The 15,004-nt window shown below is 60.8% G+C and carries 10 protein-coding genes and 1 tRNA gene; 3 read left to right on the top strand and 8 right to left on the bottom strand.

What is annotated here, in order from left to right:
* Positions 1-8: 8 nt before the first annotated feature.
* Positions 9-2,195 carry a tetratricopeptide repeat-containing sulfotransferase family protein gene (locus FMM02_RS10685; RefSeq protein WP_147494824.1) on the bottom strand — a complete coding sequence of 729 codons (2,187 nt, stop codon included), beginning with the start codon at positions 2,193-2,195 and terminating at the stop codon, positions 9-11.
* Between the two features lie 29 nt (positions 2,196-2,224).
* Positions 2,225-6,832: an autotransporter outer membrane beta-barrel domain-containing protein gene (locus FMM02_RS10680; RefSeq protein ID WP_187107773.1), complete on the bottom strand. Its 4,608-nt coding sequence runs from the start codon at positions 6,830-6,832 to the stop codon at positions 2,225-2,227.
* 310 nt (positions 6,833-7,142) lie between these two features.
* Between FMM02_RS10680 and FMM02_RS10675 the strand changes: the two genes are divergently transcribed.
* Entirely contained in the window at positions 7,143-7,676 is a 534-nt protein-coding gene (locus FMM02_RS10675; protein ID WP_147494822.1) for a hypothetical protein, read from the top strand.
* 4 nt (positions 7,677-7,680) lie between these two features.
* Here FMM02_RS10675 and FMM02_RS10670 read toward each other — a convergent pair whose 3' ends face one another.
* Positions 7,681-9,018 carry a hypothetical protein gene (locus FMM02_RS10670; RefSeq protein WP_187107875.1) on the bottom strand — a complete coding sequence of 446 codons (1,338 nt, stop codon included), beginning with the start codon at positions 9,016-9,018 and terminating at the stop codon, positions 7,681-7,683.
* Here FMM02_RS10670 and FMM02_RS11490 point away from each other — a divergent pair.
* Both FMM02_RS11490 and FMM02_RS10660 read left to right on the top strand, forming a co-directional pair.
* The gene (locus FMM02_RS11490; protein ID WP_425473687.1) at positions 8,974-9,105 is read left to right on the top strand and encodes an HIT family protein; all 132 of its coding nucleotides are present in this window, start codon (positions 8,974-8,976) and stop codon (positions 9,103-9,105) included. The two genes, FMM02_RS10670 and FMM02_RS11490, sit on opposite strands and share 45 nt — an antisense overlap.
* A 633-nt stretch (positions 9,106-9,738) precedes the next feature.
* The gene (locus tag FMM02_RS10660; protein ID WP_147494819.1) at positions 9,739-10,311 is read left to right on the top strand and encodes a hypothetical protein; all 573 of its coding nucleotides are present in this window, start codon (positions 9,739-9,741) and stop codon (positions 10,309-10,311) included.
* Positions 10,312-10,557: 246 nt separating this feature from the next.
* Here the strand turns inward: FMM02_RS10660 and FMM02_RS10655 are convergent, their stop codons facing one another.
* The 5 genes from FMM02_RS10655 to FMM02_RS10635 form a co-directional block, all read right to left on the bottom strand.
* The gene (locus FMM02_RS10655; RefSeq protein WP_147494818.1) at positions 10,558-10,992 is read right to left on the bottom strand and encodes a hypothetical protein; all 435 of its coding nucleotides are present in this window, start codon (positions 10,990-10,992) and stop codon (positions 10,558-10,560) included.
* Between the two features lie 159 nt (positions 10,993-11,151).
* The gene (locus FMM02_RS10650; protein ID WP_147494817.1) at positions 11,152-11,394 is read right to left on the bottom strand and encodes a hypothetical protein; all 243 of its coding nucleotides are present in this window, start codon (positions 11,392-11,394) and stop codon (positions 11,152-11,154) included.
* 116 nt (positions 11,395-11,510) lie between these two features.
* Positions 11,511-11,585 (bottom strand) — tRNA-Gln (locus FMM02_RS10645).
* A gap of 75 nt (positions 11,586-11,660) precedes the next feature.
* Positions 11,661-13,946 (bottom strand): putative bifunctional diguanylate cyclase/phosphodiesterase, encoded by a 2,286-nt coding sequence (locus tag FMM02_RS10640; RefSeq protein WP_187107772.1) that lies wholly within the window; start codon positions 13,944-13,946, stop codon positions 11,661-11,663.
* A gap of 156 nt (positions 13,947-14,102) precedes the next feature.
* Positions 14,103-14,993 (bottom strand): branched-chain amino acid aminotransferase, encoded by an 891-nt coding sequence (locus FMM02_RS10635; RefSeq protein ID WP_246104776.1) that lies wholly within the window; start codon positions 14,991-14,993, stop codon positions 14,103-14,105.
* Positions 14,994-15,004: the final 11 nt, after the last annotated feature.

Here is a 15,004-nt window from a genome sequence, read left to right as displayed (position 1 = left end):
GCTTTGGCCTACTGGCTGGACGTTGAGGGACTGACCGCGTCGACCAGTGGCTGGATCTTGTCGCCATAGCGCTTCCAGCGAGCAACCGCGCTCTTGTAGATCGGCTTGCGCACCTGGGCGACGCTGGCCGTCTTCACCGGCCGGCTCGATTTGTAAAATTCGAGACAGCGAATGTCCCATTCCAGTCCCAAGAATTCCACCAGGCGTTTTGCTTCGCCCTCAGTATCGGCAACCATTTCTTCGTAAGTGACAGTGTGCATCACGCCCTCCGGCAGCACCTTTTCCCAATGCGCCATCAGGTCACGATACTTCGCATAATAGCGACCGAGCTCGCCCAAGTCGTAGCTGTGGGGCATGTCGTCCTTGAACAGCTTGGTGAAAGCGCTGAGGCAGGTATCGAGCGGGTTTCGGACCGTGTGCACAATCTTGGCGTTGGGGAACAGGAGATTGATGAGGCCAACGAAGAAATAGTTGGTCAGCAGCTTGTCCGTGATCTTGCTTGCTTCGCCGGCGTCTTCGCTGATGAAGGACAAATAGCTGTCCGCGACCATCGCAAGCTGAGCCGGAGTCACCTGCTCCATCATATGCGGATATTTGTGCAATGACGGAAACCGGTCGCGCAGTTGGCCTAGCGTTCGGCTGAGATGTTTAACCTCCCCGGCGCCATGGACTGCGGGGTGGCTCGCGATGATTTGCTCCGTAAGCGTCGATCCCGACCGTGGCATCCCGACAATGAAAACCAGCCGGTCATCGGACGCGCCCTCAAACTCGCGATCGAGGAACACCTCCTTCGGGAAAGCCGCCTTGATCGAGTCAAAAAAGGCGAACGTCCCGACTTCGTCATAGTCGAGCTGCTGCCGCTTCATCCTGCCGCCAAGGATATAATGATCGAGCGCGCGGGCATGCTCGCCCCGGTCTTCCAGAGCCTTGGCATAAGCGAAATGAAGCGGAAGCAGGTGCGCCGCATGCTGGTCGGCCGCAGCGGACATGATGGCGTCCATTCGCTGGAACAGCTCGTCGCCGACGCCTGACGAGAAGTCGACCAGATCGTTCAGATTGGCGTAGGCCCCGTAGATCGATCCATTCAGTTCCAGTGACTTCAGGATATGGATTTTCGCTTCATCGAGCCGTCCTACCGACTTCAACGCGACGCCATAGAAATTCAGCGCCTCCGGATTGTCGGGTGCCAGCTCTACCGCTTTCGAGAGCGCATCGAGCGCTTCGACATATCGGTCCGTTTCGTGAAGGAGCTGGCCGAGGAGGACGAGCGCGTCCGCATGCGCCGGGTCTTGCGCCAAGATGGCGCGCGCGCCCTTCTCGGCCGCTATGAAATTGCCGCGACGGTTCTGGATTCGCGCGGTGATCAGCAGGGTCTGGACGTTTCTTGGTGCGAACTTGAGAGCCTCGCCCAGGATCCGTAACGCTTCGACGTCCTTGTTCTGCGAGGCGTAGAATTGGGCCAGCGCATTATGCGCTTCGATATAATGCGGGTTTTGGGCGATGGCTTTTTTCAGGGCCCGCTCGGCCTCCTCGTGCCGATGATCCTGCTGCAACAAGGTGCCCAGGTTGTTGTAGGCTTCCGGATAGATTTCTCGGTGGGTCAGCGCATCCTGATAGGCCTTCATTGCGGCAGCTGGATCGCCCGCCATGCGCAAAGCATTGCCAAGATTGTTCCAGGCCTCGGCCATCGTCGGCCTGGCAGCAAGCGCACGCCGATAAAAGTCTACCGCCTCGGCGAACTGTCGGCGCTCGTAATGAATAATGCCGAGATTGTTGAGCGCCTGGGCGCTGGCGGGATCATGTTCGATAGCGGCATGAAGGGACTTTTCCGCCGCCTCTGCCTGCCCCTGTTGTCGCAGTACCTCGCCAAGGTTGGCATGGTAACTGGCAACGTTGGGAGCAAGACGGATCGCCTGCTCGAGGCTGGCGACCGCCTCGCCTGCCCGGCCCAACGCGTTCAGCGTCACGCCCAGCATGTTATGCGGATCGGCCAATTCAGGCTTGGCGGCGATAATCTGCCGGCAAACCTGTTCGGCCTGCTCATGCTTGCCCTGGTTGAACAACGTCCCGGCCATGGCGATCGCTCGTGCCGGCGAAACATGAACATTGTGACGCCGCGCTTTTGTGATCGCCTCCTCAATGGCCTTCGTTTCCGCGGCCGCACCCCGAGGGATCGTGTTGGCGCTGTTCCTCATCCCTATATTTCCTTCGGTCGCACCCGGCGTCACTTCCCACCCAGCGGCAGGGTCAGGCGGAAGTTGGCGCTGTGCGAATTGTTCACGGCATCAAACAGGCCCTGGTATCCGACACGGACATCGACCAGTCCGACCTTTCCGCCGAGGCTGGCCCCAGCCAGTAGCGCGCCGCGCTTTTCAAGCGCCGAGACGATCGAGAAGTCACTGCCCGGGGCATCTGCAAAGGCCGCATCGAACGTCGCGCGACGATCACCGAACAGGCGGCGGTAACCCAGCTCAAGCTGCGGCACTGCGCCGCCAACATCACCGGCCCATTTGGTGCCGACAGTCACCGCGGTGCGCGACGATGTCGATTTCTCGACGCGCAGGGCGGCCACCGGCAAGCCGGCTTCGGTGAAGCCCTTCAACGTCGCACTGCTGTGGTCGATGTTGATGAACGGCGTCAGCTGCGAAGCGCCGCCCAGCGGCACCCGATATCCGAAACGCGCGCCGAGCGTCCACAAGCGGGCGTCAGGCTCGCCTGTCAGCATGCCGGCCAGGCTACCGCCCGAGGACGACCAGTCGACGAAACGCCGGCTGTGGCCGTTGAACCAGCCATAAGACGTCATCGCCTTGGCGTAGAATTGGCCGCGATCAATGACCCCATAGGCGCCGAGCTGGTAGCCGTCTGCCTTCCACCGGCCGCCGTCGTGGAAGTCGAGACGGTTGGTGACCTTGGTCAGGCTGATCCCCGCGACCATGTCCTCGCCGACTTGCGCGTCGGCGCCGACCGCAGCCATCCAGCGATCAGAATCATAGGCGCCAGCTTCCGCGTCGCCGTCACTACGCCGATTGGCGAAATCGATCTGACCCCACATGCTGACCTTGCTTGTGCGGCACGCCAGTGACGAAAGTTCGCTCATCGGGAGCTCGCATCCAACCGCGCGGTCGATGAGGTCATTCTGCTGAACGCCAATGGCATTGAATGACTGCATATATGCGGCGTGCGAGGAGCCGGTCAGCTGGTCGACCGCGCGGCGATAGCCATCCTCATCAAAAGTGAAGAGCTGGCCTACCATTTCGCCGAAATCGCCTTCGAGATCCAGGTCGTAAACCGCCTCAATACCCGAACCCACGGCACGCTGGTTGCGTGTCAGCCCGGCAACCGCATCGAACGCGACGCGATCGAGCTTGAGGTCGACATTACCCTGGCTGTCATAAACGCAGCTGAGCGACAGCAGCGCAGGATCCCCGTCGATCCCGCAATGGTCGAACTGTCCGTTTCGGACGTCGGCGTCGATGACGTTTTCGAACAGGTATGAGTCATCGTAGAGGCCGGCCTGCGAGCGCACCAGCAAAGTCCCGTCGAGATTGGCCACATCGGCGAAGATTTGCGGATAGGCAGACTCTGGATCCGCTCCGGTCGGTAGTTCAAATACGATGGTCCCGCCGGCCGTGATGTCGAGCTGCTCAAGATAGGCTCCCGACGGACCGTCGATCGCGCTGGCGTGGCGAAGGAACAAGGTTCCGCCATTGCCGATGTTCAGCCTGCCTTCGCCGCAGACTGCCAAGGCGCATTCCGCGTTGATGATCCCGTCGAACCAGGTCTCCCCGCCCGTGACGTTGATCGTCTGGCCAGCGGCTAGGTTGATATTCCCGCTGATGCCGCCATCGCCAACGAGGTTGATCACCGAGGCGCTGGAACCCGCGCTGAGGTCGATCGCGGTGCCGCGCGACCAGGTCGCGCCGCTGTCGGCGCTGACCCTCGCCGTGATCAGGCCGCCGTCATTGGTGACGGTGACCGTTCCCGGTCCGCCCTGGCCAGTGTCGACAACGCCGATCCCCGTAGCCTTGCCGTCCCCGCCATCGGTGGCCGCGAAAACCGCCAACACGCCGGAATTGACGATATTGAGGCCGTCAGCATTGACGCCGACCTGGATACCAGTCGCCTCGGCCAAGGCAGACCCGCCCGCAGCGTTGGCGCGAACCAGCAGATCAACGCTATTGGCGATGTCGCCCGACAGAAGGCCGGTGCCCGCCGCCGCGATGCCCACAGCCCTGGCGAAAGCCGTGCCGGTCCCGCCGTCCGCCAATGCGTCGGCCACGACCGTGAAGTCGCCGTTATTGAGAACATCGACCGCGTGGTCGAACGGTCCCGAAGCGGCATAGCCGGTCGCTTCAGCAGTCGCATTCGCCGCTCCGCCAGCGACCGCTTCGGCCTTGGCCGTCACGATAAACTCGCCATCATTGGTGAATTCCGCACGGGCATTCAGCGCGGCAACCGACTGCGCCACGCCCTGCACCCGCATCGCAGCACTTGCATCGCCGCTCCCGCCCTCGGCGCTCGCCAGTCCGGCAATCTCGAACGATCCGCTGTTGGTGAGCGACACGGTGCCGGTGCCGACCGGCGTCACTACCGAGTCCGTGACTTGGCCCCAGTTGGTCGTCGCGGTGATGTGGACGGTAGTCTCGAGCGCCGCTGCACTCTGGACCAGACCGGTCAGGCTGGCTTCCGCCCGCGCATCGCCTGCGCCTTCAGCCAGTGCCAGTGCCTGGATCTCGACCGTACCCTCATTGTCGAAGGATGCCTCGGCGTCGCTGCCACGGGCAAACTGGTCGATGGCGAGCCCAGTTAGTTCGGCGATGGCCATCGTGCCGCCATGGCCGATCGCTGCCGCCGTGATGTCCACGCTGCCGCTGTTAGTGAATTGGGCAGTGGCCGGACCTGTGGGATAGATGTCTTGCGTGATTTGGGTCAGGCCCCCGGTGGTCCCATAAACATATTGGCTCGACCCCGCCCCGACATATTGAACGATCCCGCCTTCAAGTTCGACTTCTGCATGGCCATGACCGTCGAGCGAGTTGGCCGAGGCAATCAGGTTGAAATCGATGGAGCCATTGTTGGTCAGTTCACCATAGGCCTCGCCGCTGCCGATCGAGCCCAGTTCCTGAACGATTCCCGTTTGCAGCATGGCGGTGGCCTCTGCGACCGATCCTTCGGCCAAGGCCGCGACATTCACTTCGATCGAACCATCATTGTCGAGGTGCCCGATGGCGTCGTTGCCCACGGTAAGCACCCCTTGGACGACCGCGCGATTGCCGATGGCCAGGGCCTCACCCCAGGTCACGCCATGGCTTTCCGCGAAAACGCCGACCGAGATAGAGCCGGTGTTGGCCAGGTCGGCGATGCCTTGGCCCGCGCCGCCATTGGCATTCGCGAATTGCCCCACCGCGTTATAGAAAATGGCGTCGGCAAAGGCGCTGTTGGCGCCATTGGCTTCGGCCTGGGCCACGAATTCCATCGAACCGCTATTCGCGAAGTTAGCGCGAGCATCTCCCTCGGTGGCAAAGGCGAACTGGTTGAAACCTGGTCCGCCTACTGCGCTGGCGCTGGCGACGACATCGCCATTCGCCAGGGCGTTGGCGACCACGCTGATGCTGCCACTATTGTCGGCGATTGCCGACGCATCGCCCCCATAGCTGTGCGCAGATTGGTAGACTGCGCCACTTCCGAAGGTGCCCCCGACAATGGCGAAGGCCTGGGCATTGAGCGCTTCGGCTTCGGCGTTGGCGATCAGCGCAATATCCGCGCTATTGGTGACGCTGGAGAGCGCGCTGCCGATGCCGCCATGGGCAGTGGCCTTGATCGCTCCGATCGCGATAGCGACCGCATAGGCGTTGGTGCCTGCGCTAACATCCGCGTCGGCGAGGAGGGTAAGGTCGCCGCTATTGGCGATTTCGGCGGTCGCGTCGCCATGCCCGCCAGCCAAGGCAATCATCCCGTGCGCGGCGATCGCCGTCGCGTGGCCAGTGTAGCCGCCCGTCGCGTCGGCCTGCCCGACGAGGGAAAGCTCGCCGACATTGGTCAGTGATACTGCTGCCGGGCCGCTGCCCGCGGTCATCGCGGTGCCGACCATGCCTTGCGCCGCGGAGGCGGCGGCTCTCGCATATCCGCTGCCAGTCGCGTGGGCGACGGCATCAATCTCGATCGTACCCAGATTCGACAGGTCGACGCTGGCATTGCCAGCCGTCCCGGTCGCGGAGGCAAAAGCATGGATTCCGAAAACATAGGCCTGCGCGCTTGCAAAATCGGTCACGCCACCGCCCGCGGCCAGCGCTTCGGCTTCCGCGACCATGGCGATGGAACCGCTGTTGGCCATCGTCACCGAAGCGCCTTCGCCGCCGAAAGCCGACTGGGTGATCCCGATGTCGATGCCGGCGAGCGCAAGGGCGGTCGAGCCGGCCGCGACATCGGCCGAGATTCCGATCAGGATTTCGCCGCTATTGTTGATCTTGGCCGTGCCCGTTCCCGACGCCGTGCCCGTCGCGACCTGCTGGATCACGCCCGACATCACGGTCGAGCCAATCGCGAAATCGCTTGCCGCGGTTTCAACCGAGGCCAGAAATTCCATGGTCTCGCTATTGTCGAGTTCGACCAGCGCCTGCGTGCCAACCGCTTGCTGGCCAGGGCGCTGCGCCTGCCCTGAACCCGCCGCGGCGCCCGACGTCGCGCCGAAACCCCGCAGGTCCAGGGCGATAGATTCCTCGTCTGCCTGGGATATTCCCGCAACATTGGCTGCTTGGGCCTGGCCGAGATTGACGAATCCCAGTGCCAGCAACGACGCCCCTGCCCCCAGCAACTTCGCCCTGCGTTTCACGGAAACGATCCGACCGGCTGCGGGAAGTTCGGACGCAAGCAAGGGAAGGTGCATGGAAATCCTCTGTTTCATTGTCGCTTTTTCACCCCCCGGACGGAGGGTTCAGTTGTCAGGACGGAGGCGATCCGGATCTGCCTCGATAAAAACTCTCTGCGGGGTGTCGAATGGTTCGCCTTGGGCACGCCCCCCCGCCCGTCGAGGGATCAAATCTCGACCGGAACTTATGAAACTGATGAGGGATCGGCATTGGAAAGAGATCGTCGGTTCATCGAAAACAAGAAGGTCCAACCAACTCCAACCGAGGACCGACATGGACCGGAAACAATCCACTCAGATGCTTGGCGAATTGAAAGCTTTCGCCCGCTTCAGCGCAGCGGACCAGCGGTACATCCGCAGGTCACTCGACATCGGCTTGCGCCGCGGAAATGCGGTTGGGCATTGGGCGCGGAATGCGACCGAAATGTCGAGGATCGAGCAACAAACTCGACGCTACAGGATGATCGAGCTGATCCGTTCCTGTATCCCGGACGACGATAACGCAGAGGCAGCCGAGTGCTTCTTGGCCCCACTAATAACCTTGTCCGCAGGCGATCTGGCCGACGACAAGATTTCCGATTTCGAAGCCTACAGGTTCTTATATGAGCGGTTGATCGGACCGGCGGTACGGCCTTGGCTGGTCAGTGCATTTTGTGCCGCAGCTGCGCTACCAGGCATCCATCCCGATATGCGCAAGCAACTTCTTCAATCCATTCCTGTCCACGATGCCGCCGCCCCCGGCTGGTCCATCCGGGCCCCGTTGTTTTTCCCCGAATGGGTCGACAAAGTGCAGCAAGCCGTGAGCTAGTCGCTCATCGAGGCGTCGCCGCCGATGTCCTGGTGGAGTGATGGTCCAAAGCGCACTCAAGCTTCGACAGCCGCTCACTGAGCGATCTCATCATTGTCATGATCTGCCTATCGAGTTGTTGGCGGCGCCGGCCTTCTTTCTCGCGTTGCGCAACATGAAATACGCTACGCTGCAGCAAGGGAAGGACTTCGAGCAGTGCATCGACGTCATCGCGCCCATAGAAGCTGCCGTCTGGCCTAGACCCGAGCAATAACCAGCCGCGCACCAATCCCAGCGGACAGCGAAGCGCAAGCCGAAGCGGAAACCTCTCGTGGTCGCAGCGAAGGAACTCCTCGGTCGTTTCTGGCGACTGCCATTCCTTCAGGAACCGGCGCGCTGAGCTCATGGAGACACCTTGTATCCCCGCCAGTTTCCCATCGATGAGCAAGGCAATGCAGGTGGACTGAACCGCCTGCTCAATCCGGGGCAGGACATTTGAAGCAAGCTGCTTGACCGAACAACCCGAAGACAGGCTCGCCAGCAAGTCAGGCAGATCTTGCTTGAGCATGACAAGATCGTTCTGGAATTGCCGCTCGGCCCAATCGCTGATCCGGCCGTGCAAAGGTGTCAGCATCATTGCAGCGACCCCAGCTGCAGCTGCGCCGGATATGTTACCTATAGCCATGCCAAACAGGTGCTCGCCAGCCAGCTCAACCAGGGTTTCGGACGCAGCAAAGGTACCGACCAGCGTCAGTGTCATTGTGGCGTAGACAGCCGAACGACTGATAGCTGCCTCGGCGTCGTACAATCGAAATCGCAGAAGCGACGTCAGGAATCCCAGGGCGACGACCACGATGCCGAACTGGAACAATCCCTCAATCACAATTGCACTGAACGGTGCGCTCTGGGCGGACTGCTTGAGCAAGGCTCCTGCTCGTGCTGAAAGGATCAACCCAATCCCGCAGACCAGGCCGAGCATGACCCATTTGAGTTGCTGCTTCTGCGTACCAGGACCCAACAATCGATACTTGACGGTCAAGGCTGCCAGTGTCGCGAGGATGCACCCTATTGCGATCGGAAGGTACAAGCTGGTCGAAGAAATACCGATCGCCTCGGCAAGCCCGAGGACAAAGGCTGCGATAATTGCTGCAACCAACCGGCGCGTCCATTTGGAGCCCCATGCACCGTCTGGGAACAGAGCGAGCGCGCAGCCGAAAAACAGGAAGCGAAAGCGGTCAATCAGGCTCGACAATGTCCAGCTATTCAGCGGGAAGCGATCATGAACCTCGACGAGCGAGTAAGCGCATTCAATATCGGCGTGAACGTGGGGGCAGAAGCAGGACAGACCGTCTTTCACTGCCATACACACCTAATCCCTCGACGAGCGGGTGACGTCGACGATCCTCGCGGAGGGGTACGCGGAGTGATACCGAAAAACAGAAGCTACTAGTCTTAATTCAGGGCAGGATCTGGCCGAGAACGGACTGTCGCGCTTTAAAGCGCGAAATCGAGATTCTAGCCGTTCGTTCTCGACGCTGCCGGCAGCTTGCCCGAGTGACTCGGAAAGCCCGGCTGAGGAGGTTCTGAAGGAAACTCCTAAGGAGCATTCATTGACCATTAGGCGTTGTCACCATATAGAAAGCCTCGGAGCACGCTACATGCTACAGGTAGACTACTTTAATCCGGCCGATCGCCAGCGCGAGAAAGCTCTCGCTCGCGAGTTGGACGACCGTGCGCTTCGCTCCGGAGCTATCTCCAGAGAGGAACTGCGGAACCGCAACGGCTTCTTCTCTTCTCTGCAGATAGTGAGCTCATCCGTCCGTCGTCGGGGCATACCTGCCTGAACGAGACTGTTCTACCTGCTGAGATCGTCTACGATCTAGCTCAAATCCTCGAACTCGAAGCTGATCACGCCTTCATTATTGGCGGTCAGGCTCTGAACCTCTGGGCCGAGCGATACAGCTACAATCCCGAGCTCGCCGACTACGGCCCCTACACCTCCAAGGACCTCGACTACTTTGGTCACGTTGAAGCCGCCAAGAAACTCGCTACCGCCCTCGACGGCAAGCTCCGTATTCCCGAAATGGACAACGTCACACCAGAGACGGCGATCGTCGAGGCCAATATCAATGGCCTCAAGGTCGAAATTGATTTTCTAGGCCACGTCAAAGGCGTCAAGGATGACAAGCTCGAACAGGCGGCCGTTGAACTCGTGCTCAACGTCAGACTGGCTGAGGGACGGACTGACACGATCCGGGTGCCGATCATGCACCCCCTCCACTGCTTGCAGAGCCGGCTAAGCAACGTTGTTAGCCTTGGCCGTAAAGACGACACCTCAAAGCGCCAGCTCGAGGCCTCTTCAATCGTTCTACGAGAGTATATATCGGAAACGCTGGACGACGGCGAACACCGTGATGCGACCCAGATTCTCGAGACACTCTTCGAGTACCTCCGTTCGGACGTAAGCGGTCGTCGGGCGCACCTAATCATGAACAACGATCCTGCGCTCGTTCTCGAGCATTTCGCCGACGACTCGAGAATTGATGAGCGATACAGGGCGAACACTCTGGCCAATATGCGTCGACAGCTGGCCAAGCGGCGCACTGCCTGGGCCACGATGGCAGCTCGGATGGGACAAGCCTTGGGACTGAACTGAGAATCGCGGTTCACCGTAAGTTACTTCGGGGGCGAATTCCAATATCAGCCGAGGCCACCGACGCAGGCCCCGAAGGGCAGCGAGGTGAAACGGATGGAATATACCGTGACGACTGCTGCCCCCCCGTCTGTTCTAGCGCAGACGCCAGCCTCACGATCAGGCTAGTGACTAGAGTGAGCGCACCATTTTTCTCTAGATTTGGTTGCTACTTTTACTCCTGGGGCCACCTATAGGAAACTCCGGCCTCTAAAGTATACCGCGAAGAGCGGCGAAGGCCCCCAAGCCGAAACAGAGAATACTTACTACTACGGCAGTGACAGCCAATCCGAGACAAAGGGCGCCTCCTAGCCCGGCCTTATTTACATCGCGACTTCTGGGTTCCGCCTTCATATCATCCTGAAAGTTCCAAGCCACATCGATGTCAAACCCCATCAATATGACTTGTGAGAAGTATCCTGCGATGTATCCGCCTAACGTCAAAAGTACCCCAAAGAAAAAGAATGTAAGTGCAGACTCCAACTCGGAAGCGTCGTATTGCGCCGATTTGTTGCCAAGGAAAGTCAGGAGCGCGAGGATTGCTCCACCATTGCAGACCATCGTTGATTTCAGCGCCGCAAGCCCCGTCTCTTGCTGAAACCCCAAGCGATTGGCGGCCCGATCCATACTCGCCTCGTAATCCATGCGGGCAATTTCCCGATTTAGTATCGGGTCTTCCGATTAACCCCCGAGTAATTCCATTTGCTACTCCTTCACTTAGAGTGAATTTAAGGCGCGAGGTTTACGCCATGCAAGTGACGGCGGTCTCTATATCTTCCAGCCCGGCAACCGTGTTGCAATCGGTTAGGGTGGCTTTTTCCTTGGATTTTCGGCTGATTCCCCGTTGATCTCGGCCGCTCCGTGCAACAAACTTGCAACATGAAGGCGCGGCTGGGCACTGAGGATCGCCGCGCGCAACCGGGCGATGCTCGATCGGGCCGTCCTGAGCGAGACCGTTGGACGAAGAATCTTACCGTCCGGCAAACGGCGGGAACGCCGGAACCAGTAAATTGCGCCGCGGCGCATCGTGTTGGGGATCGCGGCCATTGGACGTTTCCTTCGTTCCGCCACCGCCGTGGTACGGCGAGTGGCTACCGTGACCTGCAAAAAGCCGGCCTGGGACGGAGAGTTCGTCTAGTTTTTCAATAGCTTAAGCGAGATGCTGGCTGGGGCGGCAGGATTCGAACCTGCGAATGCCGGTACCAAAAACCGGTGCCTTACCACTTGGCGACGCCCCAGCATGGGCCGCCCGTCCTGAACCGGAGGGCTGGGTCGGGCGGCTTATAGCCGCTCCGCCGCCCATGAAAAGGGGGTCAGGCAATAAGGCGCGACGGCGCGTTCAAGTCGTCAGAAAGCTGGCTGGCCTCCACCGGCCGGCCAAAGTGAAAGCCTTGCAGCTGGCCGCATCCCAGCCGGCGCATCGCCCGGGCCTGCTCCTCGGTTTCGACGCCTTCCGCAGTCGTTTCCACGCCGAGGCCGCGGGCCAGCGCGAGGATGGCCTTGACGATCGCCAGGCAATCGCGGGCGCCCTCGGCCGCCCCGCGAACGAAGCTCTGGTCGATCTTGATCTTGGCAAATTGCGCGCGGCTCAGATAGCCGAAACTGCTGTATCCCTTGCCGAAATCATCGAGCACGAGCCTAACGCCCAGTGCCCGTAGCCGCTCGAGCGAGGCCAGCGTCGCGGCATCATCGCCCAGGAAAACGCTCTCGGTAACTTCCAATTCCAGCCGATCAGGGGAAAGCCGGGTGGTCGCAAGCGCGCCAAGCACCGTCTTGGCCAGCCCCGCGCCAGTTAGCTGGGCCGCCGAGACATTTACCGCGACCCGCAACTCTTCGCCCCACTTCACCGCCTCCGCGCAGGCCTCGCGGATCACCCAGTCGCCGATCTGGTGGATGAGGCCGGTATCTTCGATGATCGGGATAAATTGGTCGGGAGGAATGTCGCCGCGCTTGGGGTGTCGCCAGCGCAGCAAGGCTTCGCGGCCGACGACCGCGCCGGTCGCTGCGTCGATGATCGGCTGGTAGGCTAAAGTCAGCCCATCGCCATTGAGCGCTTGGCGAACGTCCTGTTCGAGAAGGCGATTGTCTTCGGCTTCCTCGAACATACAGCGTTCAAAGAAGGCGTGCCCTCCCCGGCCTGCTTCCTTCGCGCGATACAGCGCCAGATCGGCGCTGCGCATCAATTCTTCCTCCATCTCGCCATCGAATGGATAGACCGCGATCCCGATGGTCGCTCCGACATGAAGGGTCGCAGCGCCGACGGTAAAGCTTCTCGAAAGGTCGGCGACAATCTGCCCCGCTACGGCCGCCAGGCGATCGCGATCGCATTCCTCAGTCCAGATAACCGCGAATTCGTCGCCGCCGATCCTCCCGACCCGGCCGCCATCGCGCACCGATTGTTCGAGCCGCCGACCAACCTCGACCAGCAGCTGATCTCCAATGGCATGGCCAAGCGTGTCATTCACCAGCTTGAAGCGATCCAGGTCGACCAGGAACAGCGCGCAGCCAACCGGTGCGTCCCATCGTTGCATCACCGATTCTTCAAGCAGCTCCCGGATCAGCAGGCGGTTGGCCAAGCCGGTCAGCGGGTCGGTCCGCGCGGCGCGAACCGAGTCATTGCCCGATAATCGCGCAGCGGTAATATCGGAAGCGACTCCCCGCCATCCTACTAAACGGCCCTGCCGGTCCTTGATTGGCTTGCCCGACAGCGACCACCAGCGCTGGCCCTCCGCCGAAGGAATGGCCCGGTCCCGAAACGGCGTGCCCTCCTCAAGGTCACGGAACAGCCGGCGCATACCCGTCGACAGGTTCTGGATCTGCCCCGCAGGGTCGAGCAATTTGCTATAGTGACGGTTTAATACCTGATCTTCGCGCAGCCCCATGGCGTCGAGCAATTCCTGCGACATCTTGACGATGGACAGGTCGCCGTCGAGTTCCCACAGTCCGCCCGATCCGGTGGTTTCCAGTTCCCGAAGCAAGGTAATGATCTCGCCCTGTTCCCGAAGCTCGATGCGATCGCGGGTGTGGGCAATGAACTGCCGCGCGGAACCAAGCATGTTGGCCGTCAGCACCCCTGCATAGACCAGCACCAGTGCAAACATCGTCGGGCTGTGGACTTGGATCGTCAGCGCCGCGCATCCAACCGTGATCGTCAGGATATACAGCAGAGCCGCTTGTGGCAGCGAAACCAGCGTCATGCTGCCCGCGCTGATCAGCGCAGCCATGGTGACGCACATGAACAGCCGCTCTTCAGGCCCAGCTGCATTGAACCAGAACAATGCCGGAACCAGCCAAAGGGAAGCGAGCAGGACGATGATGAAGCATATCATCCCAGTGCGCGCCGGATGCGCCTGGGCATAATCCGGGTCCTGCCGCAAACGGATGGCGCGCGCCCCGCGCATGAAACAAATGAGCAGGGCGACGCTGAACCACAGCCCGAGCTGGAAACTATCGATCGTGTCGCGCAGGCTTACGACCATTACGCCGGCGGTAAGAATCTGGATACCCGCCGTCGCCGGGACGAGACGAAGTATAGCGTCGATCTGGGCTTCGCGGACAGCCCGTCCGATACGGTCGGAGGGATGCGACAGGGAAAGCATGTTGCTCAACCCTAGACGACGGGACCCTCCGCGCCGTTCCGACGACATACTGTCAGAATTTCCCCTCACGTCTTCTCGGCCCGCCCCGCCCCTCTACGCTCCGGCAGTTTCGGAAATAGTCAGGGAAAGCGAAAAAAGAGTGAATGCGGATCGAGGTCAAGTGTTGAGACGACGATTGACCAAATCGTCATAGTCCTTGGCCAGTTGACGAGAGAGATCGCCGATCTCGAAATTCCACGGACCTGCCGATCGGATAAAGGTCACCTCGGCTGCGCTTCCGGTAATGAACATCTGTTCGAAACCTTCCAACTCCTCCGGCCAGATCGCGCGTTCGATCACCTCGACCCCCCGCCGGCGGGCCAGGTCCATTACGGTCTGACGGGTGATGCCATTGAGGAAGCAGTCCGGCGTCGGCGTGTGCAGCTGCCCATCCTTGATGAAAAAGGTGTTGGCACCGGTCGCCTCGGCTACCTGGCCACGCCAGTCGAACATCAAGGCGTCGTCATAGCCGCGATCATCCGCATGCTTCTTGGACAGCGTCGCGATCATGTAGAGGCCCGCCGCCTTCGAATGTACCGGAGCCGTATAGGGTGCCGGCCGGCGCCAGGGCGCAATGTCGAGGCGCAGGCCCTTCGCGGCGATCTCCGGCTTGAAATATTTGCCCCATTCCCAAGCGGCGATGGCGAGGTGGGGCTTCGTCCCCTTAGGCGATACGCCCATCTGTTCCGACCCGCGCCAGGCAACCGGACGCATATAAGCGTCGGTCAGCCCATTAGCCTTCAGAACCTCGTTGCAGGCCGCATCGATCTCATCGACGGTCCAAGGAAGCTCGAAACCGAGAAGCTCGGCCGACTTGCGCAGTCGCGCGCTATGATCGCTAAGCTTGAAAATCGTGCCGCCATAAGCGCGCTGCCCTTCGAACACCGACGAGGCATAGTGCATGGCGTGAGTAAGGACGTGAACATTGGCTTCGCGCCACGGCACCAGCTTCCCATCAATCCAGATCCAACCATCGCGGTCGTCGAAGCTGCGGGTATCGGCCATCATGTTCCCCTCGA

This window comes from Sphingomonas xanthus (assembly GCF_007998985.1).
Classification (GTDB): Bacteria; Pseudomonadota; Alphaproteobacteria; order Sphingomonadales; family Sphingomonadaceae; genus Sphingomicrobium; species Sphingomicrobium xanthum.
Note: the sequence above shows the minus strand (reverse complement) of the source record. Positions and strands in the feature narration are given on the sequence as shown.